23 protein-coding genes are annotated in these 25,128 nt (G+C 66.5%); 19 read left to right on the forward strand and 4 right to left on the reverse strand.

Annotation, left to right across the window (positions count from 1 at the left end; genetic code table 11):
- Positions 1 to 12: 12 nt before the first annotated feature.
- The 7 genes from ACWGRX_RS18370 to ACWGRX_RS18400 all read left to right on the forward strand — a co-directional run bounded on the left by ACWGRX_RS18370 (position 13) and on the right by ACWGRX_RS18400 (position 6,719).
- Complete coding sequence (locus ACWGRX_RS18370) at positions 13 to 1,449, forward strand: aldehyde dehydrogenase family protein (RefSeq protein ID WP_452118713.1); 1,437 nt, start codon at positions 13 to 15, stop codon at positions 1,447 to 1,449.
- A gap of 8 nt (positions 1,450 to 1,457) precedes the next feature.
- A complete protein-coding gene (locus ACWGRX_RS18375) occupies positions 1,458 to 1,757 on the forward strand; it encodes a putative quinol monooxygenase (protein ID WP_291638929.1) in 300 nt (99 codons plus the stop codon).
- 51 nt (positions 1,758 to 1,808) lie between these two features.
- Positions 1,809 to 2,660, forward strand: coding sequence for a sugar phosphate isomerase/epimerase family protein (locus ACWGRX_RS18380; protein ID WP_452118714.1), 852 nt, complete (start codon positions 1,809 to 1,811; stop codon positions 2,658 to 2,660).
- Positions 2,657 to 3,526 (forward strand): NAD(P)-dependent oxidoreductase, encoded by an 870-nt coding sequence (locus ACWGRX_RS18385; RefSeq protein ID WP_452118715.1) that lies wholly within the window; start codon positions 2,657 to 2,659, stop codon positions 3,524 to 3,526. Before ACWGRX_RS18380 ends, ACWGRX_RS18385 begins: the two co-directional genes overlap by 4 nt.
- A gap of 75 nt (positions 3,527 to 3,601) precedes the next feature.
- Positions 3,602 to 4,393 (forward strand): SDR family oxidoreductase, encoded by a 792-nt coding sequence (locus ACWGRX_RS18390; protein ID WP_452118716.1) that lies wholly within the window; start codon positions 3,602 to 3,604, stop codon positions 4,391 to 4,393.
- 113 nt (positions 4,394 to 4,506) lie between these two features.
- Complete coding sequence (locus ACWGRX_RS18395; protein WP_452118717.1) at positions 4,507 to 5,331, forward strand: sugar phosphate isomerase/epimerase family protein; 825 nt, start codon at positions 4,507 to 4,509, stop codon at positions 5,329 to 5,331.
- A 275-nt stretch (positions 5,332 to 5,606) separates the two neighbouring features.
- Entirely contained in the window at positions 5,607 to 6,719 is a 1,113-nt protein-coding gene (locus tag ACWGRX_RS18400) for a Gfo/Idh/MocA family protein (RefSeq protein WP_452118718.1), read from the forward strand.
- A gap of 152 nt (positions 6,720 to 6,871) precedes the next feature.
- Here the strand turns inward: ACWGRX_RS18400 and ACWGRX_RS18405 are convergent, their stop codons facing one another.
- The gene (locus tag ACWGRX_RS18405; protein WP_452118719.1) at positions 6,872 to 7,414 is read right to left on the reverse strand and encodes a phosphatase domain-containing putative toxin; all 543 of its coding nucleotides are present in this window, start codon (positions 7,412 to 7,414) and stop codon (positions 6,872 to 6,874) included.
- A 222-nt stretch (positions 7,415 to 7,636) separates the two neighbouring features.
- Between ACWGRX_RS18405 and ACWGRX_RS18410 the strand changes: the two genes are divergently transcribed.
- The 3 genes from ACWGRX_RS18410 to ACWGRX_RS18420 are packed head-to-tail and all read left to right on the forward strand — an operon-like array spanning position 7,637 to position 10,549.
- A complete protein-coding gene (locus ACWGRX_RS18410) occupies positions 7,637 to 8,734 on the forward strand; it encodes an amino acid ABC transporter permease (protein ID WP_452118720.1) in 1,098 nt (365 codons plus the stop codon).
- Between the two features lie 2 nt (positions 8,735 to 8,736).
- Positions 8,737 to 9,837, forward strand: coding sequence for an amino acid ABC transporter permease (locus ACWGRX_RS18415; protein WP_452118721.1), 1,101 nt, complete (start codon positions 8,737 to 8,739; stop codon positions 9,835 to 9,837).
- 28 nt (positions 9,838 to 9,865) lie between these two features.
- A complete protein-coding gene (locus ACWGRX_RS18420; RefSeq protein ID WP_452118722.1) occupies positions 9,866 to 10,549 on the forward strand; it encodes a GntR family transcriptional regulator in 684 nt (227 codons plus the stop codon).
- Here ACWGRX_RS18420 and ACWGRX_RS18425 read toward each other — a convergent pair.
- The 3 genes from ACWGRX_RS18425 to ACWGRX_RS18435 all read right to left on the reverse strand — a co-directional run bounded on the left by ACWGRX_RS18425 (position 10,525) and on the right by ACWGRX_RS18435 (position 13,283).
- Positions 10,525 to 11,043, reverse strand: a complete 519-nt coding sequence (locus ACWGRX_RS18425) for a protein-tyrosine phosphatase family protein (RefSeq protein ID WP_452118723.1) — start codon at positions 11,041 to 11,043, stop codon at positions 10,525 to 10,527. The two genes, ACWGRX_RS18420 and ACWGRX_RS18425, sit on opposite strands and share 25 nt — an antisense overlap.
- A 102-nt stretch (positions 11,044 to 11,145) precedes the next feature.
- On the reverse strand, positions 11,146 to 12,189 hold the full coding sequence (locus tag ACWGRX_RS18430; protein WP_291647570.1) for a transporter substrate-binding domain-containing protein: 1,044 nt from the start codon (positions 12,187 to 12,189) through the stop codon (positions 11,146 to 11,148).
- A 230-nt stretch (positions 12,190 to 12,419) separates the two neighbouring features.
- Positions 12,420 to 13,283, reverse strand: a complete 864-nt coding sequence (locus tag ACWGRX_RS18435; protein ID WP_452118724.1) for a mechanosensitive ion channel family protein — start codon at positions 13,281 to 13,283, stop codon at positions 12,420 to 12,422.
- An 819-nt stretch (positions 13,284 to 14,102) separates the two neighbouring features.
- Between ACWGRX_RS18435 and ACWGRX_RS18440 the strand changes: the two genes are divergently transcribed.
- The 9 genes from ACWGRX_RS18440 (at position 14,103) to ACWGRX_RS18480 (ending at position 25,105) form a co-directional block, all read left to right on the forward strand.
- Positions 14,103 to 15,134, forward strand: a complete 1,032-nt coding sequence (locus ACWGRX_RS18440; RefSeq protein WP_452118725.1) for a LacI family DNA-binding transcriptional regulator — start codon at positions 14,103 to 14,105, stop codon at positions 15,132 to 15,134.
- Between the two features lie 93 nt (positions 15,135 to 15,227).
- The gene (locus ACWGRX_RS18445; protein WP_452118726.1) at positions 15,228 to 16,691 is read left to right on the forward strand and encodes an FAD-binding oxidoreductase; all 1,464 of its coding nucleotides are present in this window, start codon (positions 15,228 to 15,230) and stop codon (positions 16,689 to 16,691) included.
- 29 nt (positions 16,692 to 16,720) lie between these two features.
- Positions 16,721 to 18,241: a xylulokinase gene (locus ACWGRX_RS18450; RefSeq protein ID WP_452118727.1), complete on the forward strand. Its 1,521-nt coding sequence runs from the start codon at positions 16,721 to 16,723 to the stop codon at positions 18,239 to 18,241.
- Positions 18,242 to 18,243: 2 nt separating this feature from the next.
- Complete coding sequence (locus ACWGRX_RS18455) at positions 18,244 to 19,299, forward strand: ABC transporter ATP-binding protein (RefSeq protein WP_452118728.1); 1,056 nt, start codon at positions 18,244 to 18,246, stop codon at positions 19,297 to 19,299.
- A gap of 49 nt (positions 19,300 to 19,348) precedes the next feature.
- A complete protein-coding gene (locus ACWGRX_RS18460; protein WP_452118729.1) occupies positions 19,349 to 20,671 on the forward strand; it encodes an ABC transporter substrate-binding protein in 1,323 nt (440 codons plus the stop codon).
- Positions 20,672 to 20,724: 53 nt separating this feature from the next.
- Positions 20,725 to 21,594: a carbohydrate ABC transporter permease gene (locus tag ACWGRX_RS18465; protein ID WP_291638174.1), complete on the forward strand. Its 870-nt coding sequence runs from the start codon at positions 20,725 to 20,727 to the stop codon at positions 21,592 to 21,594.
- A complete protein-coding gene (locus tag ACWGRX_RS18470; protein ID WP_452118730.1) occupies positions 21,594 to 22,421 on the forward strand; it encodes a carbohydrate ABC transporter permease in 828 nt (275 codons plus the stop codon). Before ACWGRX_RS18465 ends, ACWGRX_RS18470 begins: the two co-directional genes overlap by 1 nt.
- Before the next feature lie 17 nt (positions 22,422 to 22,438).
- On the forward strand, positions 22,439 to 23,497 hold the full coding sequence (locus ACWGRX_RS18475) for a glycerol dehydrogenase (protein WP_452118731.1): 1,059 nt from the start codon (positions 22,439 to 22,441) through the stop codon (positions 23,495 to 23,497).
- A gap of 165 nt (positions 23,498 to 23,662) precedes the next feature.
- Positions 23,663 to 25,105 (forward strand): aldehyde dehydrogenase family protein, encoded by a 1,443-nt coding sequence (locus tag ACWGRX_RS18480; RefSeq protein WP_452118732.1) that lies wholly within the window; start codon positions 23,663 to 23,665, stop codon positions 25,103 to 25,105.
- Positions 25,106 to 25,128 lie beyond the last annotated feature (23 nt).

A 25,128-nucleotide genomic window follows, 5' to 3' on the forward strand; every position in this document is an offset into this window, starting at 1 on the left:
GGGAACAGGCAGATGGACAGCTCCAACCAGGCCATCAAGCGGATTCCGATGCTGATCGGCGGCGAATGGCGCGAGGGCGCCACCATGGACCCGGTCAACGATCCCTATCGCAACGAGATCGTCTCCTATCAGCCGCGCTCGACCCGGGCCGATCTCGATGCGGCGCTGAACGCTGCCGTCGCCGCCAAATCCGTGATCGCGGCGATGCCGGGCTTCGAGCGCGCCGCGCTGCTGCGCCGCGTCAGCGCGCTGCTGCTCGAGCGCGCCGACATGATCGCCGAGGTGATGTCGCGCGAGACCGGCAAGGCGATCAAGGATGCGCGTGGCGAGGTCGTCCGCTCGCAGGACACGATCAACCTCTCGGCCGAGGAGGCGATCCGCATCGAGGGCGAGCATATCCCGCTCGACGGCAGTGCGATGGGCGCCGGCAAGATCGCGCTCATGCTGCGCTTCCCCGTCGGCGTCATCGCCGGAATCACGCCGTTCAACGCGCCCTTCAACCTCGCCGCCCACAAGGTCGCCCCGGCGATCGCCTCGGGCAATGCGGTCGTCCTCAAAGGGCCGCCGCAGGCGCCGGGTGTCGTGCACGAGTTGACCAGGCTCTTCGTCGATGCCGGCACGCCGCCCGGCGTGCTCAACACGCTCTACGGCCCCGATGTCGGCCCGGAGCTGGTGCGCGACCCCAGGGTCGATTTCGTCACCTTCACCGGCTCGACCCGCGTCGGCGCCGAGATCAAGGCGGCGACCGGCCTGCGCCGCGTCGCGCTCGAACTCGGCGGCGCCGGCCAGACCATCGTCCATGACGACGCCGATATCGGCGAGGCGGCCACGACCTGCGCCCGCAATTCGATGCGGCTCGCCGGCCAGAGCTGCATCTCGGTACAGACCGTCTATGTCCACCGCGCGGTCTACGACGCCTTCGTCGAGAAGCTCGTCGCCGAAGTCCGCACGCTCAAGCTCGGCGACCCCGCCGATCCCCAGACCGATGTCGGCACGCTGATCGACGAGCGCACGGCACAGCGCATCGAAAGCTGGGTCCGGGAGGCGGAAGCCGGCGGCGCCCGCATCCTGACGGGTGGCAAGCGCAAGGGTGCACAGCTCGAGCCGACCGTACTGGTCGACGTCACGCCCTCGATGAAGGTCGTCTGCGACGAGGTCTTCGGCCCGGTCGTCAGCGTGCTGCCCTATGATGATTTCGGCGCGGCCTGCGCAACAGTGAGCGACAGCCGCTTCGGCCTGCAATGCGGCGTCTTCACCAAATCGATCCATCTCGCGATCCAGGCGGTGCGCAGCATCCGCACCGGCGGCGTGATCATCAATGGCAGCTCGACCTGGCGCACCGACCAGCTCGCCTATGGCGGCGTCAAGGATAGCGGCATCGGCCGCGAGGGCCCGCGCTACGCCATTCGCGACATGACCGAAGAGCGGCTCATGCTGCTCAATCTGTGAAGCCGGCGATGGCCCTGCTCCACACCGCCCATCTGCGAGTCCGGGAGGAGGCAATCGAGCCCTTCCGGGCCCGCCTGCTCCGGCATGCCGCCACGAGCCTCGAGCGCGAGGAAGGCTGCCACCGCTTCGACATCCGGCAGGAGCGCCGCGATCCGGCGCTGTTCCTGCTCATCGAGATCTATGAGGACGACGAGGCTCTGCAGATCCACCGGGAGAGTGAGCATTATCTCGCCTTCCGCGCCGATGTGCAGGACTGGGTGGTCGATCGGCAGTGGTGGTTCTGGGAGGAGCCGGCGGAGGCTGGTTGAGCCCGCCCGGCGCGTATCGCCCGCATCGCAATCACGACGAGGAGCGAAGACATGGCTGTCTGCGACTACGTCATCACGACCTACTCACACAGCATCGACCATTCGGCGGAGGATGCCATGAGCCTGCTGGCCGAGCAGGGATTTCGCCTGTTCGAACTGCTGATGTATCCCGGCCATGCCTGGGCGGCGGAGATGGACGCAGGCGCCCGTGCCAGGTTCAAACGCTTCCTGAGCGAGCGCTCGCTCGCGGTCCGCACGGTCAACCAGCCGAATCTCGACCTGAACATCGCGGCCGCGACCAGCGAAATGCGCGAATACTCGCTCGCCTCGCTAACGCGCACGATTGAGTTCGCCGGCGAGGTCGAGGCGCCTTTCGTGCTGATCGGGCCGGGCAAGCTCAATGGCCTTGTGCCAATGCCCAAAGAGCAGGCGACCGGCCATTTCCACCGCGCGCTCGACAGGCTCCTGCCCATAGCCAGCCGCGCCGGAACGCGGCTGGTCGTCGAGAACATGCCCTTCGGCCTGTTTTGCGATGCGAACGGCCTGTTGCAGGCGGTCGAGAGCCATGGCGGTCCCGATATCGGCATCGTCTATGATGTCGCCAACGGCTTCTTCATCGGAGAGGATCTCAAGGGCGCCCTGCTGCGCTGCGGCGAGCGGCTTGCTCTGGTGCATCTGTCCGACACAGGCCGGCTCTCCTATCGCCATGACCCCGTCGGCCTCGGCGAGATCGACTTCGCCGCGGTGCTGTCCGAGCTCGCCGCGATCGGCTGGAGCGATCCGCTCGTTCTGGAAATCGTCGGTTCGGGCGAAGGGCTCGCGGCCCGCTTCGCCGAGAGCGCCTTCCGGCTCGACGCGCTACGCCCCATCCGCACTGACATGAACGAACTGAGGCCATCATGACACTTGCCTGTGGCTATATCGGTGCTGGACTGATGGGGGCACCGATGGTGCGCCGTCTCCTGGCGGCGGGAACAGATGTGCGGCTGTGGGCCCGCACACCCGAAAAGATCCGTGATCTTGTCGAGGCAGGTGCCAAACTGGCTGCCAGCCCGGCCGAACTGTGCCGACAGGCCGATGTCGTCATCACCTGCGTTTCCGATACGCAGGCCATGCGCTCGGTCGTCTTCGGTCGGGACGGCCTGGCCGAGGGCGCCGCTTCGCCGAAGATACTGGTCGACATGTCGACCATCTCGCCCCAGCAGACCATCGAGATGGCCAGCAGGCTCCATGCAGAGACCGGCATGATCTGGATCGACGCGCCAGTCTCCGGCGGCCAGGTCGGAGCCGTCAACGGGACCCTGGCGGTGATGGCAGGCGGTCCGGCCGAGGCGATCGACAAGGTCCGGCCGATGCTGGCGCACCTTGCGCGCGCCGTGACGCGGGTCGGAGACAGCGGAGCCGGTCAGTATGTGAAGATGCTCAATCAAACGCTGGTATCGACCACCTATCTGATGGTCGCGGAAGTCCTGAACTTCGCCGAGCGCATAGGTGTCGATGCCGCCGCAGTTCCGGAAGCACTCCGCGGCGGACATGGCGATTCCAATCTGCTCCAGCAGATCTGGCCGAAGATGCTGGCCCGCGACTTCACCGTCACGGGAACGCTCGACACGCTGATGAAGGATCTCGGCATGGTCCGGGGGATCGCGCAGGAGCGGGCGGCACCGATGCCGCTCAACGCACTCGTCGCGGAGATGATCCGCAAACGCATTCAGGACGGCCATGGACAGGACGACGTTTCGAGCCTGTTCAAGCTCTACGCATCGTAGCGCCGCTCCTAAGCAGCTTTCTATCCAGAACACCCCGCATCCGCGGGGAGTAGCCGATTGGCACGGGAGGCCCGAATGGCAGATCAAATCCTTCCCATGGACCTCAGCGGCTATCGGGTCCTGATCACGGCGGCCGGCAGCGGGATCGGCAAGGTTTCCGCCGAGGCCTTTCTCGCCTGCGGTGCCCGCGTCTATGTCAGCGACATCCAGCCCGAACCCTTGCTGTCGACCATCGCCAGCACCGCGGGCCTCGACGGCAGCGTCGCCGACGTGGCCGAGCCCGAGCCGGTGCGCCGGATGTTCGCAGAAGCGCTCGACAGGCTCGGCGGCCTCGACGTCCTCATCAACAATGCCGGCGTCGGCGGCCCGACATCGGGCATCGAACAGATCACGCCCGAGCAGATCGAGAAGACGCTCGCCGTCAACGTCAAGTCGCAGTTCCATTGCAGCGCCGAGGCCGTCAAGGCGATGCGCGCCAATGGCGGCGGCGCGATCATCAATATGAGTTCTGTCGCCGGCCGCCTCGCCTTCCCCAACCGCACGCCCTATGCCGCGGCCAAATGGGGCGTGATCGGCTTCACCAAGAGCCTCGCCATGGAGGTGGGACGCGACAATATCCGCGTCAACGCCGTGCTTCCGGGCCATGTCGAGGGCGACCGCTTCCGCAACATCTGGACCCAGCGCGCGCGAGAGGCCGGGCTCGAGCCCGAAGCGGTGTTCAAGGAACTGTTCGACCGGACCGCGCTGGGTCGAACGGTCAGTGCCGAGGACATCGCCAATACGCAGATATTCCTGGCCTCGCCCTATGCCGCCTCGATCACCGGTCAGGCGATCAGTGTCTGCGGCGGCGTCGAAATGATGCGCTGAAGCAGCTTTTGGCAGCACCGGACAACATGGCCCGGACGGGGCGAAGCCAGCCATCCAGAGACGCCCGCGCTGCGCAGGAGCGCGGGAAAGCTCGAGAGACGCCGGAGGACACGATGCGCGAAGTCGCGATCAACTGCTATTCCTACATCTGGAAGATGGCCGCGGACGAGGCCATCGACCATCTGGCCGGGCTCGGCTATCGCGAGCTCGAATTCATGGTCAACTGGCCGCATCTATGGCCGTCCGCGCTGGGGCCGCAGGCTCGGCGCCGAACCCGGCAAGCTCTCGAACGAAACGGCGCACGGATCATCTCCCTGGCGCCGCCGATGCTGGACCTCAACCTGGTCAGTCCGGCGCCGGAAATGCGCCGATACACGATCGACCACTATATCGACGTCATCCGCCTCGCCGGGGAGTGGAACGTGCCCTGGGTCGTGGTCGTTCCCGGCAAGACCCACCCGCTGCTGCCGCTGCCGGACCATTATCGGGACCGCTGGTTCGACGACGCCCTGGTCGAACTCGAACGCTGCGCCGCCGCGGAGGGCGTCGAGATCACGCTCGAGAACGTCCCGAACTCATTCCTGCCGCGCGCGGAGGACCTGATGTCCCGGCTCGCCCGGATCGGCAGCGACCGGATCGGCATCACCTATGACGTCGCGAACGCCGTCTTCTTCGGGGAGGATCCCTCGCAAGGGCTCGAAGAGGTCGCCTCCCGGCTACGCTTCGTCCACCTCTCCGACACCGGTACCAAGACCTGGGCGCATGCGACGATCGGCACCGGCGTCGTGCCGGTTCAGGACATCGGCGCAGCGCTCGACCGGATCGGCTTCACCGGGCCGACCTCGCTCGAGATCATCTCGCCGGAGCCCGACGACGATATCCGCAAGAGCCATGACATGCTCGCAGGCTGGGGCTGGCGGCCAAGAGACCAGCACTGACGGGGCAGAGGGCGCGCCCCGTCGAAGCCCCGCAATCACACGGCGATACGACGCCGCCGCCGAATACAGGGGCCGGATCGAGGCGCGGCCTGCGAAGGCGGCGGTCACGGCGACGAGCATGAACAAGGGCGCGCCATATCAAAGTCAGCGTTGCTGATTCCGTTCTTCCGGTGTTCGATCACGGCAAGAGGTTGCAGGCGCTTTCGGACGAGCCCGCGGGCCCGACCTGACGCCGCGCTTGCCTCGATCCACTCCTGCTTCGAACGAGCTCCCTGATGCGCGCACTCGGCGTTGGCCTGATCGGCACCGGCTATATGGGCAAATGTCATGCCTTGGCCTGGAACGCGGTCGCGCCGGTATTCGGCGACGTGCCACGCCCGCGGCTCGCCATGCTCTGCGAGGTCGACCCCGCGCTGGCGACGCGACGCGCCGGCGAGCTCGGCTTCGCGCGGGCGACCGCGGACTGGCGGGCTCTCGTCGCCGATCCCGAAATCGATGTCGTCTCGATCACGACGCCCAACGCCTTCCATGCCGAGATGGCCCTGGCGGCCTTGGAGGCCGGCAAGCATGTCTGGTGCGAAAAGCCGATGGCGACCTCGCTCGCCGACGCGCAAGCAATGGCCAGGGCTGCCGCAACGGCGCGATCGGTCGCGGCGCTTGGCTACAACTACATCCAGAACCCGGCGATCAGGCTCGCTGCGAAGCTCATTGCCGAAGGGACGATAGGCCGGATCAGCCATGCCGGCATCGAGATGGACGAGGATTTCATGGCCGACCCGGCCGCACCGTTCTCCTGGAAGAGCCAAGCGGCCTCCGGCCATGGTGCGCTGGACGATTTCGGCGTTCACGCCTTCTCGCTGCTGACGCTGCTGCTCGGCGAGACCCGAGCCGTCATGGCCGACATGGCGAAGCCCTACCATGAGAGACCGTTGGCCGAAGGAGGCACGCGTGCCGTCGAAACCCATGACGTGGCGAGCCTGCTGCTGCGCTTCGCCTCAGAGGCTTCCGGTCTGGTCGCGCTCAACCGCTCGGCCTGGGGTCGCAAGGGCCGCATCGCGCTGCAGGTCTTCGGAGCGCGCGGCACGATCAGCTTCGATCAGGAGCGCCTGAACGAGATCGAGCTCTATCTCGCCGAAGGACCAACGGATCGTCAGGGGTTCCGACGCATTTTGAGCGGCCCCACGCACCCGCCTTACGACCGCTTCATCCCGGCACCTGGCCACGGACTCGGCTTCAACGAGCTCAAGATCATCGAATGCCGAGAACTCCTGCGCGCCATCGCTGGCGAGCCGGCTCATCTGGTTGATTTCGCAGCCGGGCTGCGCATCGAGCGCATCGTCGAAGCGGCCGCGCGCAGCTTCGACGAAGCACGCTGGGTCACGCTCTGACGTCTCGGCACCCATTGTTCGGCTGTCATCGGTCGTGATGGCGGTCGACGTGCCGGACCCGCCATGCGGTCGGCGCCTGCAAAGCGCCCTCGAGGCGCCGGCTCTCGGTGCCGGTGAAGGCGGGAGGTCCTTCGACGAAGTCGGGTGCCCGGTCAGCGCGCCAGTTTCAGCGGGAGTTTCATCAGATAATCGGTCTGCGCCGCGGTTTCGACCGCTGCGGCGGCGTGCTGCCGGCGAATCGTCGCGATCGCGTCGGCGGGGGACTGACCCGCTTCGACCAATAGCTGCGCCGCGATCGTGCCGGTGCGTCCCAGGCCGGCGCGGCAATGGATGGCCCAGCTCTCTCCGGCCCGGAGGCGGGCGAGCAGGTCCAGCTGTTGCCAGGAGAGCGCGAAGCCGTCGTCGGGAACGCCGAAATCGCGAATGGGAAGATGAGCCCAGCGCAGCCCGGCCCTCTCGACGGCCGCTGCGAAATGCGCAGGCCCGCCGGGCAGCTCCTGCGCTTCGACGAGACTGAGCACGCCGTCGGCGCCGAGCAGCGCGATATGCGCGAGATCGTCGATGACGGCCGCGCTCGCCTCCCAGTCCGAAGCCGCGGACGCCGCCCAGCGGCCGGGGCACGGGGAGAGCAGAAGCCGGCCGGCGATACCGGGCAGCGCGATGGTCGAGACAGGGGGGGCGGTCAAGCTGCGCAAGATGCGAGGCCCAAAATGCTGTGCGCAGGATACTGCGGCTCGGGACGATGTCGCGCCGGACACCGATGATCGGTCGCGTTCGGCAATTGACACTATGACATAGCTGTGTACAGCTATCCAATCATGATGTCCAGCTCTCCGCGCCCCGCAGAGACGAGTTCGTCGCCGCCACCGACACCGGACTGGCGGGATCGTCTTTCCGCCTGCGTCTGGCCGGCCGTGATGCTGCTGGGCCTTGGGCTGCTCGTCGCTCTGGCCGCACGCAATGTCTCCGCCAATCTTGCGGCCTCGGGAATGGAGATCGACTTCTCTTTCCTCTGGCTGGAGGCGGGCTTCGACGTCAGCGAGAGCCTGATCGCCTATTCGCCGCGCGACACCTATGCGCGCGTGCTGCTCGTCGGGATTCTGAACACGCTCCTGGCCGCAGCCGTCGTGCTCGTCCTGGCGAGCAGCCTCGGACTGGTCGTCGGAGTCGCGATGACGAGCTCGAACTGGCTCGTCCGAACCTTGGCCCACGGCTATGTCGAGCTACTGCGCAACCTGCCGAAGCTGCTGATCCTGATCGCGCTCTATGTGATGATGGTGCGCTATCTGCCCCATGTCCGCCTGGCCTGGACCGGACCGTTCGGTGCCATGCTCAGCAATCGCGGGCTGTTCCTGCCCTGGCCGGTCATCGAGCATGGCGGCAGGCTGCTGGCCCTGGCGAGCGGGCTCTGGCTGGCGGGCTGGGTTCTGTGGGCGCGACTTGCCAGGCGCAGGCAGGATCGCACCGGCCAGCGCCATCCCGTTGCGCTGCCGGTCATCGCGGCCGGAGTGCTGCTCCTGGCCGCGCTCGCCCTGCTCGGCGCGGTCCGGATCGGCTGGTCTGTACCAGAGCTGAAGGGCTTCAACGTCGCCGGCGGCATGAGCCTTTCGCTGCAGTTCACCGCGCTCGTCGTGGCGCTGGGCGTCTATCACGGTGGCCAGATCGGCGCGATCGTCCGCGGCGGCATCATCGCGACCTCGTCCGGGCAGCGCGAGGCGGCGCAGGCGCTCGGGCTCGATTGGTTCAAGACCATGCGACTGATCGTGCTGCCGCAGGCGCTGCGCGTGATCACGCCGCCGCTCGGCAACCAGTATTCGAACCTGCTCAAGAACACCTCGATCGCCCTGGCCGTCGGCTATTCCGATCTGCTCAGCGTGGTCAGCACCTCGGTGAACCAGACCTTCCGGCCGATCGAGCTGATGCTCCTCGTCGCGGGCTTCTTCCTGGTGGTCAACATGCTGATCTCGGCGCTGGTGAACTGGTTCAGCCACACCTACCGCCTGAAGGGACGCTGATCATGGCCATGGTCTCCGTTCCGCTACCGCTCGCGGGCGCGCCGCGTGCGCGCCGGCCCAAGGCGCTGTTGGCCTGGCTGCGCGCAAACCTGTTTTCGGGCTGGTGGAACTCGCTGCTGACCATCGTGACGCTGATATTGCTCTATCGCTTCGCGACGGCGGTGCTGAGCTGGGCGGTGCTCGATGCGGTGCCATTATCGGGCAGCCGGGCCGATTGCCTGAAGGCGGCGGGCGCGTGCTGGGCGTTCCTCAGCGAAAAGGCCGATCTCATGCTGACCGGCACCTATCCGGCGGCCGAGCGCTGGCGCGCCTATCTCGCGAGCGCGCTGATCATCGCGACGATCCTCGTCTTCGCGCTGGTCCCGATCGGGCTCTATATGCGCGTCGGCATGACCAGCCTGGCGGCGGCCGCCTCCTATCTGCTGCTGCGCGGCGGGATCGCCGGCCTGCCGCTGGTCGAATCCCATCGCTGGAACGGCCTGCCTCTGGTCCTGTTCCTCTCCACCTTCACCATGGCGGTGGCCTTTCCCCTGGGCGTCCTGCTCGCGCTGGCACGCTGGTCGCGGCATCGGGCCCTCAATCTCGCAGCCGTCGGGTATATCGAGACGGTGCGCGCCATCCCGATGGTCGCGGTGCTGTTCGCCGGCATCTTCGTGCTGCCGCTGCTGCTGACGCGCGGCGCCACGATCGAGCCCGTGGTCGCCATCCTGATCGTACTGACGCTGTTCTACGCCGCCTATTTCGCCGAGGACGTCCGCGGCGGCCTGCAGGCGCTACCGAAGGGCCAGGTCGAGGCCGGCGCCAGCCTGGGATTGTCGGGCTTTCAGCGCATGCATCTGATCGTCCTGCCGCAAGCCCTGCGGACGGCGGTGCCCGGCCTGACGAACTCGATCATCGGCAGCTTCAAGGATACGTCGCTGGTCGCCATAGTCGGCATGCATGATTTGCTCTCGACCTCGCGCATGGCATATGCCGATCCGCTTTGGCAGGCCTATGCACTTGAGGCCAATGTAGCGATCGGGCTGTTCTATTTCCTCTGTTGCTGGATGATCTCCGAGCGCGGCCGGCGACTCGGGCACGGCACCGGAAAGGCCGGCTCGTGACGGCCTTGGAAGACCGGAGGGGGCAAGGATGACCGAGACCACGATGCCGGAGGCGCAGCAGCTGCGCCAGTTGGTCCGATCGCGCAATGATGTGATCTTCGAGATCGTGCGCGACCGCATCTGCCTGCGCGAATATGACGAAGGCCACGTCATCCACGAGGCCGCGCTGGCGACCGAGTTCCGGGTCAGCCGGACGCCGATCAGGCAGGTCTTGCAGCGCCTCGTCTATGAGCAGCTCGCGGAAACGCGCAACGGCGTCGGTACCATCGTCTCCTATGTCGACCACCATGCCGTCGACATGCTGCGCTTCCGCATTGGCCTGACCGGTCTGATCGCCGATCTCGTGCCGCTGCAAATGCCGGCCGGCCTCAGATCGGATTATGCGCGCCTGCTCTCGCTGGCCGAGCAACTGCACGACAACTCCGCGATCAAGGAGGTCTGGACCGTCTGGCGCTCCCATCACGAGGAGCGCAACGCCTTGATCGGCGACGAGGCGCTGCGCCAGATGGATGACATGATCTTCTTCCGCATCGCGCGCAGCTGGGTCGCCTGGCTGAAGCGCGATCCGCGCCTGATGCGTGAATTGCTGACCGCGGAGATCGTCGCGACGGCAGAGAAGGCTGGCAGCCTGTCGGCTCCAGAGCTGTTTCGCCTGCATGCGACGCATCTGGAGCTCCTGCTGGCGCGCTACGGCGCGGACGCCAGCAGATAGGCGACCTGGTCGTTGCTTTCGATCGCATCTGGACGGGCCGCGCGCACCGCATCGATCGCCGCTTGAGGCTGGCTTCCCGCCGCGATCAGGACGCGGGCCGCCATCATGCCGCTGCGGCCGGCGCCGGCGAGGCAGCAGAACCCGACGCTGGCACCGAGATCGAGCTCCGGCAGCACCCTGCCGGCCAGCTCCGGCCAGTAGGAGCTCCTATCGGGGGCACAGAAATCGGCGATCGGCGCAAGCGTGACCTCGATGCCGCGCCTGCCCGCCGCACCCTGCAGGTGCTCGATATCTCCGGGCTCGCATTCGCCGGTGTCGAGCAGGCTGACCAGCAGCGTCACGCCCTTTTCGGCCAGCCTGTCGAGGACGCGCTCCTGGCGATCATCGTCGATGCTTCGTTCGCCGCGACGCAGGATGACGAGCCCTGGAAAGGGCAGCATGCCGACGGCGCCGCTGAATCCGCGCGGGGAGATCCACGCGATATCGTCGTCCATGCCTTCCTCTCTATGGCGCGGCGCACGCGGCCTTCCGGTCGCGTGCGCCTTTGCACCCATTAGAGCGGAGCAGCCCCCCGGCTGTCGAGCGTCCGATCGGCCCTAGCGGATCGGGAAGCTGAACATCAGGCCGCCATCCCTGGTCAGCCGATTGAGCGAGGCGGCGCGATCCATGGCGAGCGGCGAACCCTTGCCGATGTGCTTCTCGAAGACCTCGCCGTAATTGCCGACCTGCTTGATCAGGCGCGAGCTCCACTCCGGATGCAGCCCGAGCTTCTTGGCCATGTCGGCAGTCGGGCCGGTCGGCGAGATCAGGCGCTGCTCATCGATGGGCAGGTCCTTGAGCGTCGCCATCTTGGCGTCGATATTGGCCGAGGTGACGCCGAATTCCTCGGCGGCGATCATCACCTGGACGCCCCAGAACAGGGTCTTCTCGAGCTCCGTATCGGGCCGCGAGACGAGGGCGAGCGGCTCGGTGGCGGAGCGCTGCGGGACGATCACATAATCGTCCGGCTTCGGCGCAAGCAGTCGGTCGGCAGCCAATGCCGAGATCGAGCTCGCGACCGCATCGCATTTGCCGGAAAAGAAGGCCTGCAGGCGCGCCGTCTTGTCGGCGATGTTCTCGACCTTGTAGGGCAGCTTGGCGGCGCCGAACCAGTCGGCGAGGTAGAGCAGCGTGGTCGAGCCTTCCTCGGCACAGACGGTCGCCCCCGAAAGGTCCGCGAGCTTGGTCATGCCCAGGCTCTTGGGCACCATGAAGCCCTGGCCGTCAAAGAAGGTGGTCGTGACGAAGGACACGCCGGGATCGGCATCGCGGGTGCCGGTCGCGGTGATGCCGCGCGAGGCGATATGGGCGCTGCCGCTGATGATCGCCTTCAGGCTGTCGGAAAAGCCGATGCCGCGCAGCTCGGCCTTGGCGGCGTCGCCGAAGATCGCGGCGGAGGCCATGCGGCAGAACTCGACATTGAAGCCGCGGAACGTGCCCTGGCTGTCGGGGACGGAGAAGCCCGGCGAGTTCGGGTTCACCAAGCAGATGATCTTGCCGTCCTGCTTGATCTTGTCGAGCACCGGCCCGGCCTGGGCCGCCGGTGCGAGAACGAACAGCGTTGCAGCGGCCAGAGTCGCGCGGAGCACCGGAAAAGCCATCTAGATCCCCTCGAGCTTATGATTGGCTTATAGCTGTGAAGCTGTATACAGCCATGCTTTGTACACGTCAAACATCCTGAGCCGACCTTGCGGAGCGCGGCATCAATCAGGGCCGCGTCGTCGAGCCCCGTGACGATTTGCGATCGCCGCCATTTCATCCATCGCGCAAAGATCTCTGCGGCGACACGGCGCCTGCTATCGCCCGGCACCGTCCCGCCCGATGGTGCAAATCAGCCCTCGGCCACCGCATGCGCCGCAGGGTCCTTCGCCAGACAAGGCCTGCTGCCCGGCGGCCGGAGGCCTCGCGCCCTGATCGCGACGTCGATTGCCGAGAACACAGCGTCACGACAATCGATCTCCTCCGCGAAGCTTGGGACCCAGAAGCGAACGGCATAGCGGATGCCGTCGCGCTCATAGGATATGACCCTTACGTCCGGAGCAGGCTTCGCCAGAATGATCGTCGGCTCGGCCGAGGCTTGCGCCAGCAGCCCCTTGGCCACCGCGACCGGCACATCGTGACCGAGCAGAATCTGGATCTTGGTCCGGTAGCGCCGCCGCGGCGCGCTGTAGTTCGTGAGCCGCTGGCGTGCGATCTGGCTGTTGGGCAGGATCGTGTAAGTGTCGTCGCGCGTCAGAAGCCGGGTCGTGCGCCATCCAATCTCGACGATCCGGCCACGGACCGTGCTGTCGATCTCGACCCAGTCGCCGATGCGGTAGGGAGCCTCCAATCCCAGCGCAATTCCGGAGAGCACATCGGCGAGCGCGTTGCGAACGGCGAAGCCGAGGATCGCCAGAACGAGCCCCGAGCCGGCAAGGGCGCCGCTGACCGACTGCCCGAAGACCAGGATGATGGTTGCGATGGCCGCAGCGATGAACAGCGCGACCGAGACGAGCTCCTGCAGCAGCCTGGGCACGCGCCGACGGTTCGGGCCGACGCGCTCCAGTGCGATACCGATCAGGCGGCCACCGAGCCAGGCTGCCGTGAAATAGCTCAGCGCACCCGAAAGCATCCGGATGGCATGAGCTTCGATATCGGGCCTGGTCGCGTCCAGGATCGACTGATGCGCGAGGTAGATGCCGATGCTCGTCAACATGGCCGCAGCAGGCCAGAACAAGCGGTGACGAACGATCTCGTGCCGACTCATGAGCGTTCTGGCCGCCCTCTGCCCGACGCCGCGGCGGACGGTCGCAAGCCACCGGTTTCGCCGGAGGGGCGCGCCTCGGCAAAGCCGCCCTGCTCGAGGCGACTTGAACACCACGGGCAACGCATCGCGGTCCGCGGGACACTGCGAGTGCAGCGTGCGCAGACCAGCCTGAAACGAATAGTCATCGATCCAACTCCCCTGCGCGCCGGCAAGGCGGCGCGAAAACCCTCGATCTGCTCTCGGTCGGGGGCCCGGAGGGCGATGGCGGCAGCGTCAGGTCGCCGCGAAGCCGCTCCGGGTAACGACATGTGTCTTCGGGATCGAATCCACTTTCAATTTCTGAATTTTTTTGAGCATATATAACATATATACTATTATAATATTATTTCAACCGCTCGATAGCCAAATATATTTTGGCCGATTTAGCTATAGGCGAACTTATTCTTCGGAAATACAGGACCCCACGAAAGCGCAAATCGCCCTCGCTCATCTACAGCGTAGTCATCACCGCGCCGAAGGCTGCACCTTGCAGCTCGTTGAAGCTGGCCAAACTCGGTGCGGATTTCGAGCTGCTCCCGTCTTGGTTTTTCGGCCCCCCTGCATTCGCCCGGGATATGGCCGACCGGCGCCCCGGAAACCTGTCCGTCTGCCAAGAATTCCCGAACCGGCTCCCGGTGACGTGCTAAACCGCGACAGCGCGCCTCTCGGCATCTTGCTCTTGCAGCCTTCATAACGGGGATAGGTGGCGCGCCTATTGGGAGACGCAGAGTGTCGCGCGATCATCGGGTGAGTCTCAAGGATGTCGCCAAGCTGGCAGGCGTCGACGTCTCGACGGCATCGCGCATCCTAGGCGGCAAACCCGGACAGCGCATCTCCGAAGAAGCGCGCGCCAGAATCCTGGAAGCGGCCAAGACCTTGCAATATCAGCCGAATGCACTGGCAAGGGCTCTGCGGACCGCACGGACATTCACGCTCGGCCTGGTCGTGCCGCAGTTCGACAACCCGGTGTTCTCACTCGCGATCCGGGGAGCCGAGGCCGCTGCCGCGCGGCGAGGATATTCGATCCTGATCGCCCATCGCGACCCCGACCACATCGATGCCGGCACCTATGAACGTCTTGCCGGAGCCCATCGCGTCGACGGTCTGCTTGCAGCCAGCCTCGACGACGACCGCAACCTGATCGAAGATCTCAAAGCCGCACAAATTCCGTTCGTGCTGATGAACCGGAGCGTCGGCACCTCACCATCGGTCGCGCTCGATACCGAGAGCGCAGCACGCATCGGCGTCGAGCACCTGCTCGCCCTCGGGCATCGGCGCGTCGCGCATATCGCCGGACGCCTCGAGGGCTTCAACGGCCAGGCCAGGTTGGCGGGCTATTACGGGGCTCTGCAGGCGGCAGGCTTGCCGGCCGATCCCTCGCTCGTCGAGCCGGCCGGCTACAGCGTCGAAGGCGGCGCGGAGGCCATGCGTCGCCTTCTCACCCGATGCGCGCCCCTGCCAACCGCGGTGCTGGCGGCCACCCTCGTTTCGGCGACGGGAGCGATCGCGGCATTGCATGAAGCGGGGATCAGCGTACCGCGGCAAATCTCGGTGATCGCAATCCACGACGCCCCGATCGCGGCCATGGTCTACCCCGCGCTCACGACCGTCCGGACCCCATTGGAGGCGATGGGCGCATCGGCCGCCGAACTCCTGATCGACCTCATCGAGGGCGGGACGCCCGAGGCCGTACGCCTTCTGCCGCCCAGCGGTCTCTCCATCCGCAAATCCACCGCCCCTCCCCCACTTGACAGCGCGTAAATTCGACATTCTACTTGCGCAAACGATTGTTCAGATCGATTGGGAGGGTTTTTCGATGCTGTGTGCCGCTCTCACCCCGCGGAGCCCGTCCGCATGAGTTCCGTGCCAGCATCGCAGGGGGCCGCGAAGCCGCTGTCCCGTATCGCCGACATCGTCGGCGCGCAGAATCTCCTGATCGACGAAGCAACCCTGCGCCAGTATGCGCGCGACCGGCTTCCTTTCGGCATCTTCAAGCACCGGTCCGGCAGCCTGCCGGGAACCACGCCTGTCGCCGTCGCGCGCCCCGCCAGCGAAGATGAAGTCGCCGCATTGCTCGAAGCCTCCGCGGCCGAAGGTTTCCGGGTCATTCCCTTCGGCCTGGGCTCGGGCGTGCTCGGCGGCACGATCCCGCTCGGCGGCGAGGTGATGCTCGACCTGACGCGCCTCGACAAGCTCGTCTCGATCGACGAGGTCAACGGCCTCGCCACCGTCCAGGCCGGCATGAACGGCTGGGACTTCGAAACCGCGCTCAATGCAGCGGGATGGACCAGCGGGCACCTGCCCCAGTCGATCAAGATCTCGACCGTCGGCGGCTGGGCCGCCTGCCGCGGCGGCGGCCAGGCCAGCTCCCGCTATGGCAAGATCGAGGACATCGTCGTCGGCCTCAAGGCCGTGCTGCCCGACGGGCGCAAGCTCGCAGTGCGCCCGGTCGCACGCCGCTCGGTCGGCCCGTCCCTCATCGACCTCTTCGTCGGCTCGGAAGGCACGCTCGGCGTGATCACCGAGCTGACGCTGCGGATTTTCCGCAAGCCCGAGGTCGAGCAGGGTGTCGTGCTCGCCTTCCCGACGGTCGAGGCAGCCCTGAGCATGGCGCGAAGGGTCATGCAGGCGGAACTGCGCCCACAGGTCGTGCGCATCTATGACGAGATCGAAAGCCGCGATCGCACCAAGGGCATCGCCCTGTTCAGCGAGAAGCCGATCCTCGCGATACTCGTCTTCAGCGGCAGCAGGAACACCGCGCAGGCCGAAGAGCGCGATGCGCTCGCCATCGCCGAAGAGGAAGGCGGTAGCGTCGCCGATGACGCCCCCCTGCGGCACTGGCGCGAGGTCCGCTACGAATCCTACTCGGCCAAATGGCAGGCCGCCGGCTATTTCATGGACACGATCGAGGTGTGCTGTCCGTGGAGTACCCTGTCCGACCTCTACGAGAAGGCCCGCGCTGCCGCGCTCGCCGTCCGGGCCGACATGCATTTCGGCGCGCACTGGTCCCATGTCTATGCCGAGGGTGCCTGCCAGTACATGACCATCCGCCTGCCACCGATGCCCGACGCCGAAGGGCTCGTCCTGCATGGCAAGCTCTGGGACGCAATCCAGTCGGTCACGCTCGCCTGCGGCGGCAGCATCGCGCACCATCACGGCGCCGGCGTCTTCCGCAATCCCTGGATGCGCGATGAACTGGGAGCCGGCCTCGACGTGCTCCAGGCGATCAAGGACGCGCTCGACCCGGACAACCGCCTCAACCCCGGCAAGCTCGGCCTGCGTCCGGCGCCCGGCGCCGTTGCCGTCGGCCATGGCTGAGGGATGCCCCTGATGCGGTGGAGCCTGACATGAGCGCGGCCGATACGCTGTTGCTCGGCATCGACCTCGGTGCCGGCTCGCTGAAGGCGAGCCTCATCCGCCTGGACGGGTCGCTCGAGGGAGAGGCCAGCCACCCGGTCTCGACGCTTGCCCCGCAACCGGGCTGGAGCGAGCAGGAGCCGGCCGAGTGGTGGCGCGCGGTCTGTGCGGCTGTGCCGGCCGCACTGGCGAAGACCGGCCGCAGCCCGGCCAGCATCGCTGCGCTCTCCTTCTCGGCCGGAGCCCATACGCAGGTGCTCGAAGATCGCGATGGGCGCATCATCCGCCCGGCGATCCTCTGGAACGACCAGCGCTCGGGCCCGCAGACCCGGGCCCTGCGCGAGCGCGCCGACGACCGCATCCTGGAGCTCGGTTTCAACCGGGCGAACCCGACCTGGACGCTGCCGCAGATGCTCTGGCTGAAGGAGCATGAGCCGGAAGCCTTCCAGCGCGTGCACCGGCTCTATCTCGCCAAGGACTGGCTGCGCAGCCGCTTCACCGGCGGCTTCGAGACCGACACGATCGACGCCGTCGGCGCCCTGATGGCCGATGCGCGCACGCTGCAGTGGTCGCGGGAGCTCTGCGACCTGATCGGCTGGAACATGGCAACCCTGCCACCAATCGTCGCCGCGACCAGCCGCTGCGGCAGCGTGACCGCGGAAGCCGCGCGCCAGACGGGGCTCCTCGCTGGCACGCCCGTGATCTGCGGCACTTCAGATACGGCGGTCGAGACTTACGGCGCCGGAATGATGCGCCCGGGCCTCGGCGTGGCCAAGCTTGCCACGGCCGCGACGGTCAGCGTGCTATCCCCGCACGCCGTGCCGCACAAGGAGCTGATCAACTATCCGCATGTCATACCCGACCACTGGTATGTCATCACCGCGACGAACTCCTGCGCCTCCGCTCACAAATGGCTGCGCGACACCTTCTTCCGTCGCGAAGGCGAAGACGGGCAGGCTGCGTTCGATGCGATGGAGCGTGCCGCCAACAGCGTCGGCGCCGGCAGCGAAGGGTTGTTCTTCCATCCCTATCTGAACGGCGAACGCAGCCCCTATTGGGACCCGATGTTGCGCGCCGATTTCGTCGGCATCGGCTTCAACCATGGGCCGGGGCATTTCGTGCGCGCGCTCTACGAAGGTATTTCCTACTCGCTGCGCGACTGCCTCGAAGTGCTGCGCGCGAACGGGCTCGGCTTCGAGACCGCGCGCCTGACCGGCGGCGGGGCACGCAGCCCGCTCTGGCGCCAGATCCTCGCCGATGTGCTGGCCGTCAAAGTGGAGTTGCCGGCCGTCGCCGATGCCAGCTTCGGCGCGGCGCTGCTGGCAGGCGTCGGGATCGGGGCCTATTCCAGTGCGACAGCCGCCGAACAGGCGATCCGCGTCGTCGCCACCCACGAGCCCGATCCGAGCCGGGTCGAGCTCTATGAGCACGGATTTGCGCTCTACCGGGACATCCAGGCGGCGCTCGCCCCGCTCAATCACCGCATCCGCGCCCAGTACGGAGCGAGCTGATCATGGCCTCCGTCACGCTCCAAGGCGTCAGCAAGTCGTTCGGCAGCATGGCGGTCGTCGATGCGGTCGACCTGTCGATCGACGAGGGCGAGTTCATGGTGCTCGTCGGCCCCTCGGGCTGCGGCAAGTCGACGACGCTGCGCATGATCGCGGGGCTCGAGGAGAGCACCGGCGGCACCATCCGCATCGGGGGGCGCGACGTGACGCGGCTGGAGCCACGCGAACGGAACATCGCCATGGTCTTCCAGAACTATGCGCTCTACCCGCACAAGAGCGTACGCGAGAACCTCGCCTTCGGCCTGAAGATGCGCGGTACCGGCAAGGCCGAAATCGAACAGCGCGTCACCCGCGCCGCGCAGATGCTGAAGATCGAGAATCTGCTGGCGCGCAAGCCGCGCCAGCTCTCCGGCGGCCAGATGCAGCGCGTCGCCCTCGGCCGGGCGCTGGTGCGCGAGCCCGACGTCTTCCTGTTCGACGAGCCACTCTCCAACCTCGACGCCAAGATGCGCGTCCATATGCGCGACGAGATCGCCCGCCTGCACCGGGCCGTCGGCACAGCGATGATCTATGTCACCCACGATCAGGTCGAGGCGATGACGCTCGGCGACCGGATCTGCGTGATGCGCGACGGTGTCGTGCAGCAGGTCGGCCGCCCGCTCGAGGTCTATGACCGTCCCGCCAACCGCTTTGTCGCCGGCTTCATCGGCTCGCCCGAGATGAACTTCGTCGAAGGTGCGATCGAGCAGCGCGAGGGGCGTCCCGTCTTCGCGGCCGGAGACTTCACATTGCCGCTCGATCCGGCGGTGGCCGGTGCCGGCAAGGTCACGCTCGGCATCAGGCCGGAGCATCTCGAGCGCGATCCCGCGGGCTTCGCCGCCCAAGTCATCCACATCGAGCGCATGGGCGACGAAAGCGTGCTGACGCTCGATGCCGGTGTGGCGCTGCGCGTCCTGATCGATCGCGACGACGCCGTCGCCGAGGGCGATACGCTGCGCTTTTCGGCACCGCCGCGCCGACTGCACCTGTTCGACAAGGAAGGAAAGACCCTGCGGAGCTGAAACCGGCGCAAGACCGGTTCAACCGACAACGAAACGAGGAGGAGACGCGATGACGACCAGGAAGACCGGCGGGCTCTCCCGCCGCTCGCTGCTGACTGCGGGCGCCGGGGCTGCCGCAGCCACGATCTACATGCCGGCCGTGCACTCGCAGGTGCATGAGCTGCGCTTTCTCAACGGCGAGCCCGCCGTCGACTCGGTGCGCGCCCTGCGCGTCGCAGCCGCGCAGTACGAGAAGGAGCGCCGGATCAAGGTCACGATCGACACCGTGCCCTCCGGCGACGCCTACACCCGCACCGTCGCCGCCATCAAAGGCGGCCGGCCCTATGACATCTCGACGCTGATCTTCGTCGCCCACGTACTGACGCTGGCCAATGAAGGCCAGCTCACCCCGATCACCGAGCTCGTGAACCGACACAAATGGGGCAAACGGATCCTGTTCCCGGTGAACGGTCAGCACTACTGGTACATGTACGACTACAATCTGTGCTGGCTGTTCTACCGCAAGGACCTCTACGACTCCGCCAAGCTCGAACCGCCCAAGACCTGGGCGCAGCTGCTCGAGAATTGCCGCAAGACCTCCGGCACCGAGGGCGGCAGCCAGCGCTTCGGCATGGCGACGCCGATCGGCAACAACGACGCGACCAACTGGATGAGCCTGGCCTATATGTGGGCCGACGGCATCTCGCTGTTCGACGACAAATGGACGAATACCTTCGCCAGCGAGGAGAACCGCAAGCGCGCGGCCGCCTATCTCGATTTCTTCGGCGAGATGTACAAGACGATGCCGCCCGGCATGACGCAGGCCGGCTTCGGCACCATCACCGCCGCGTATTCCTCGGGACAGGCAGCGCACGCACCCTATGCCGGGCGCCTGATCGAAATCCTCGAACAGCGCGCGCCCCAGCTCGCGGACAAGTACGGCATGATGCCGTACCCCGACAGCGCCGGCAAACAGGCAGCGGTCAACCATGGCTATGACGGCTGGGTCGTCGGCAAGACGCCGATGGCCGAGGAGGCGGTGCGCTTCCTCGAATGGTTCTCGGACGCGCATTACATCAACTTCCTGCACTCGGCGCCGCTGCATTTCCAGCCGCCGCGCCTCGACATCTACGACGATGCCCGCTGGCGGGCGCATCCGTTGATCGAGAAGCATGCCGGTGCCGTGAAGACGATGCAGGGCTTCCTCGATGACCCCAACATCGTCATCCGTTCGGTCGACACCGAGGGACCGGCGCCGGATCTGCGTCCTGCCAAGATCTTCGAATCCTGGGTGTTCCCGGAGATGCTCCAGAACAAGGTGCTGAAGAACCTGTCCTCGCAGGACTGCGTCTCGCAGGCCGTCGAGAAGATGAACCGCGTCATCGCCGGCTGAGCCGCGCACCACAACGCAAAGGAGGGCGGGCCCTTCGGGGCCTGCCACCGCCCATGCCTTCACGCTATGACTGGGTGATCTGGACCGTCTTCTGGAGCGGGCTCGCGCTGACGGCGCTGTTCGTCGGCGGCCCCGTGCTCGACGCGCTCTGGCTGTCCCTGCACCAGGCCTCATCCTTCATCGCCGAGCCCCGCTTCGTCGGCCTCGCCAATTACGGGCGCGTCGTCGTCGACCCGGAGTTCTGGCGGGCTATGGGCAACGGGCTGTTCTATGCGCTGACCTCGATCGGGCTGCAGGTCGTGCTCGGCATCGCCTTCGCGCTCGTGCTGAACCAGACCTTCCCGGCGCAGCGGCTCGTGCGCGGACTGGCGACATTGCCCTATCTCCTGCCGACCGTCGTCGTGGCACTGACCTTCCAGTGGCTGTCGGATGGCTCGGTCGGGCTCGTCACGGTGTTGATGCGCGATCTCGGTTTCGGCACCATTCCCTGGTTCGAGCAGCCCTGGACCGCCCGCATGTCGGTGGTCCTCGCCTCCGTCTGGCTCTGGACGCCCTTCGTCACGATCTGCGTGCTCGCCGGGCTGCAGACGATCCCGCCGGCATTGTACGAAGCGGCGCGTGTCGACGGAGCCGGGCCGGTCGCGCTGTTCTGGCATGTCACGCTGCCGCAGCTCAAACCGGTCCTGACCGTCGTGGTCCTGCTGCGTGGGATCTGGATGTTCAACAAGTTCGACATCATCTGGCTGCTCACCAAGGGCGGTCCCCTCGGCGCCACCGAGCATCTGCCGATCATGGCCTATAAGCGCGCCTTCTCGCTGTTCGACGTCGGCGGCGGCGCCGCCGTGGCGACGCTCTCCTTCCTGATGCTGTCGATCGTCGTCACGATCTATCTCAGGCTCTTCCCGCTCGAGGAGAAGCGCTGATGCGTCGCTCCGCCTCTGCCCGGATCGGTATCGGCTTCGCGGCCTTCGCCATTTCCGCCTGGTCGTTCTTCCCGATCTACTGGATGATCGTCTCCAGCCTGCGCTCGCAGCAGGAGCTGTTCACCCGGCCGACCCTGCTGCCGAGCTCGTTCTCCCTTGAGAGCTACCAGCAGCTGCTGGAGGTCACGGACTATCCGCAGCAATTCCGCAATTCGATCGTCGTCGCACTCGCCGTGGTGGCGATCACGCTCGTCGCCTCGATCATCATCGCCTATGCGGTGACGCGCTTCCGCGTGCCCTTCAAGCTGATGATCGTCGGCTCGATGCTCTACGCCTACATGTTCCCGCCGATGCTGCTCGCGATCCCGCTCTACGGCATCTTCGTCTCGCTCGGCATCGCCGACAGCCTTTTCGCTCTGGTCATTGCGCATTGCACGCTGACCTTGCCGCTCGGCGTCTGGCTGCTCTGGGGCTTCTTCAAATCCATGCCCTTCGAGCTCGAGGAGGCGGCCATGGTCGATGGCTGCACGAGGCTCGGCAGCTTCGTGCGGGTCGTGCTGCCGCTCTCGCTGCCGGGCATCGTCACCGTCGCGATCTTCGCCTTCCTGCTCTCCTGGACCGACTACACCTATGCGCTGGTGATGATCTCGTCGGATACGCAGAAGACGCTGCCTGTCGGTCTGGCCTCGATGGTCGGCTCGTTCGAGTTGCGCTGGGGCGAGGTGATGGCCGGCGCGACCTTGATCGCGCTTCCCCTGTTCCTGATGTTCACCCTGCTCTCGCGCTACTTCATCCAGGGCCTGGCGGCCGGCGCGACCAAGGGCTAACCCGAACCGAGGCGAAGATGAGCTTACGCATCCTCGGCGCGCCGCGCCGCTACATCCAGGGCCCCGGCGTGGCCGCCTCTCTTGGCGAGCATGTCGGCCCGCTCGGGCAACGGCCAGTTCTCCTCGCGGACCCGATCGCGCTCGAGCGCGAGGGCTCGCCTCTGCCGGGCGCGCCGGCGCTCGTCTTCGGCGGCGAGATCACCCATGCCGAAATCGAGCGGCAGGCGGATGCCGCACGCCACGCGGGTGCCGATGTGATTGTCGCCATGGGCGGCGGCAAGGCGATCGACACCGGCAAGGGCGTGGCGCGGCGCCTTGGCGTGCCCCTCGCTGTCGTGCCGACGGTGGCCTCGAACGACGCCCCGACGAGCCGATTGATCGTCATCTATGACGAAAAGCACGCCATCGCCGAAGTCCAATTCCTGCCGTCCAATCCCGACATCGTCGTCGTCGATACCGCGATCATCGCGCGCGCGCCGCGCCGCCTGCTCGCAGCCGGGATCGGTGATGCACTCTCGAAGACCTTCGAGGCCAATGCCTGTTTCGCGGCGCAGGGCCGGAACTTCTACGGCGCCACCCCGCCGCGCGCGGCGCTCGCGCTCGCCGATGCCTGCTACGCCACGATAAGGCGCCATGGCGAGGCGGCCCTTGCGGCCGTCGATCGCCAGGTGCCGGACGCGGCCCTGGAGGACGTGGTCGAGGCCTGCGTCCTGATGTCCGGCCTGGGCTTTGAATCCGGTGGCCTGTCGCTCGCCCATTCGCTGACGCGTGGGCTGACGGCCCATCCGGCGCTCGCCGGCGCCTTGCATGGCGAACTCGTCGCCTACGGCACCATGTTGCAGATCGTCTATGAGGGCCGTGGCGCGGAGTTCTGCGAAGACGTCGCCGGTTTCGCGCGTGATTGCGGCCTGCCCGTCAGTCTCAAGGATCTCGGCATCGAGAACCCCGGCGACGACGACTACCGCACCATTGCCGGCCCGACCTTGGCGGCGCCGCACATGAAGCATCTGGCCCGTCCCGCGACAGTTCAGTCCCTGGTCGAGGCCATGCGCCAGGTCGAGGCGGGTCGAAGCTAAGCGTAGCATCCTGTCCGCAGAAGAAGGGCGCTCGATCAAGCCGAGAACTGAATCGAGACCAGCGATGCGCCCGGCTCATGCGCCGGGGTCGGAAGCTGCAGGCCCGCTTGCCGATCGAGCTGATAGTCTGGGGAGTGAGAACGATCGAACTCCCGGAGGAACGGCATGCTCGAGAAGAAGCGCTTCTACATTGACGGTGAATGGGTCACGCCATCTGGCGGGCAAGAGCTTGCGGTGATCGACCCCTCGACCGAGGAGGCTTGCGCCGTGATCCTGCTCGGCGACGAGGCGGATGCGAATGCTGCGGTCGCTGCGGCGAAGCGGGCCTTTCCGGCCTGGTCGAGGACCGAGCCGGCTTCGCGGCTGGAATATGTCGAGCGCCTGCTGGAGATCTACAAGCGCCGGACTCCGGAGATGGCCAAGGCGATCAGCCAGGAGATGGGGGCTCCGATCGACATGGCGCTCGCCAGCCAGGTCGGCGCCGGCGCCTACCACATCGCCAATTTCATCACGGCCTTCAAGGATTTCCAGTTCTTGCGGCCGCTCGGCCCGCACGCGCCGAATGATCGGATCCAGATGGACGCGATCGGCGTCGTCGGCCTGATCACGCCGTGGAACTGGCCGATGAATCAGGTGACGCTGAAGGTCGTGCCCGCTTTGCTGGCCGGCTGCACCATGGTGCTCAAGCCCTCCGAGGTCGCCCCGCTCTCCTCGATGCTGTTCGCCGAGTACATCGACGAGGCCGGCTTCCCCAAGGGCGTGTTCAACCTCGTCAATGGCGATGGCGCCGGCGTCGGCACGCATTTGTCGTCGCATCCCGATATCGAGATGATCAGCTTCACCGGCTCGACCCGGGCCGGCGTCGCGATCTCCATGGTCGCGGCCGAAAGCCTGAAGCGCGTTGTGCTCGAGCTCGGCGGCAAGGGCGCCAACATCGTCTTCGCCGATGCCGATCCGAGCGCGGTCAAGCGCGGCGTGCTGCACTGCTTCAACAATACCGGGCAGAGCTGCAATGCGCCCACCCGCATGCTGGTCGAGCGCTCGATCTATGATCGCGTCGTCGAGGAGGCCAAGACGGTTGCCGAAGGCGTCGCGGTCGACTCTTCGCACAAGCCGGGCAAGCATATCGGCCCGCTCTCCTCGGAGGCCCAGTTCCGCAAGGTCCAGGACCTGATCCAGAAGGGCATCGACGAGGGCGCCCGGCTGGTCACGGGCGGCGTCGGCCGACCGGATGGGCAGAACAGGGGCTATTTCGTCCGCCCGACCGTGTTCGCCGACGTCAACAACCAGATGACCATCGCCCGCGAGGAAATCTTCGGCCCCGTATTGTCGATCATCCCCTTCGACGGCGAGGAGCAGGCGATCGAGATCGCCAACGACACGCCCTATGGGCTGACGAACTATGTCCAGTCGAGCGATGGCGAGAAGCGCAACCGTGTCGCTTCGCGCCTGAAGTCAGGCATGGTCGAGATGAATGGCAATCCGCGCGCGCCCGGCGCCCCTTTCGGCGGGGTCAAGGCGTCGGGGCGGGCGCGGGAGGGCGGCGTCTGGGGAATCGAGGAATTCCTCGAGCCCAAGGCAATCTCCGGTTGGACTGCGCAGGGCTAGAGCGCCGAGCGCCCTGCCCGAGG

The organism is Allobosea sp. NPDC055594 (assembly GCF_053618995.1).

Coding starts and splice junctions, on each gene's coding strand:
- ACWGRX_RS18370 (WP_452118713.1), top strand. CDS start 13: ATGGACAGCTCCAACCAGGCCATCAAGCGGATTCCGATGCTGATCGGC.
- ACWGRX_RS18375 (WP_291638929.1), top strand. CDS start 1,458: ATGGCCCTGCTCCACACCGCCCATCTGCGAGTCCGGGAGGAGGCAATC.
- ACWGRX_RS18380 (WP_452118714.1), top strand. CDS start 1,809: ATGGCTGTCTGCGACTACGTCATCACGACCTACTCACACAGCATCGAC.
- ACWGRX_RS18385 (WP_452118715.1), top strand. CDS start 2,657: ATGACACTTGCCTGTGGCTATATCGGTGCTGGACTGATGGGGGCACCG.
- ACWGRX_RS18390 (WP_452118716.1), top strand. CDS start 3,602: ATGGCAGATCAAATCCTTCCCATGGACCTCAGCGGCTATCGGGTCCTG.
- ACWGRX_RS18395 (WP_452118717.1), top strand. CDS start 4,507: ATGCGCGAAGTCGCGATCAACTGCTATTCCTACATCTGGAAGATGGCC.
- ACWGRX_RS18400 (WP_452118718.1), top strand. CDS start 5,607: ATGCGCGCACTCGGCGTTGGCCTGATCGGCACCGGCTATATGGGCAAA.
- ACWGRX_RS18410 (WP_452118720.1), top strand. CDS start 7,637: ATGCTGCTGGGCCTTGGGCTGCTCGTCGCTCTGGCCGCACGCAATGTC.
- ACWGRX_RS18415 (WP_452118721.1), top strand. CDS start 8,737: ATGGCCATGGTCTCCGTTCCGCTACCGCTCGCGGGCGCGCCGCGTGCG.
- ACWGRX_RS18420 (WP_452118722.1), top strand. CDS start 9,866: ATGACCGAGACCACGATGCCGGAGGCGCAGCAGCTGCGCCAGTTGGTC.
- ACWGRX_RS18425 (WP_452118723.1), bottom strand. CDS start 11,043: ATGGACGACGATATCGCGTGGATCTCCCCGCGCGGATTCAGCGGCGCC.
- ACWGRX_RS18430 (WP_291647570.1), bottom strand. CDS start 12,189: ATGGCTTTTCCGGTGCTCCGCGCGACTCTGGCCGCTGCAACGCTGTTC.
- ACWGRX_RS18435 (WP_452118724.1), bottom strand. CDS start 13,283: ATGTTGACGAGCATCGGCATCTACCTCGCGCATCAGTCGATCCTGGAC.
- ACWGRX_RS18445 (WP_452118726.1), top strand. CDS start 15,228: ATGAGTTCCGTGCCAGCATCGCAGGGGGCCGCGAAGCCGCTGTCCCGT.
- ACWGRX_RS18450 (WP_452118727.1), top strand. CDS start 16,721: ATGAGCGCGGCCGATACGCTGTTGCTCGGCATCGACCTCGGTGCCGGC.
- ACWGRX_RS18455 (WP_452118728.1), top strand. CDS start 18,244: ATGGCCTCCGTCACGCTCCAAGGCGTCAGCAAGTCGTTCGGCAGCATG.
- ACWGRX_RS18460 (WP_452118729.1), top strand. CDS start 19,349: ATGACGACCAGGAAGACCGGCGGGCTCTCCCGCCGCTCGCTGCTGACT.
- ACWGRX_RS18465 (WP_291638174.1), top strand. CDS start 20,725: ATGCCTTCACGCTATGACTGGGTGATCTGGACCGTCTTCTGGAGCGGG.
- ACWGRX_RS18470 (WP_452118730.1), top strand. CDS start 21,594: ATGCGTCGCTCCGCCTCTGCCCGGATCGGTATCGGCTTCGCGGCCTTC.
- ACWGRX_RS18475 (WP_452118731.1), top strand. CDS start 22,439: ATGAGCTTACGCATCCTCGGCGCGCCGCGCCGCTACATCCAGGGCCCC.
- ACWGRX_RS18480 (WP_452118732.1), top strand. CDS start 23,663: ATGCTCGAGAAGAAGCGCTTCTACATTGACGGTGAATGGGTCACGCCA.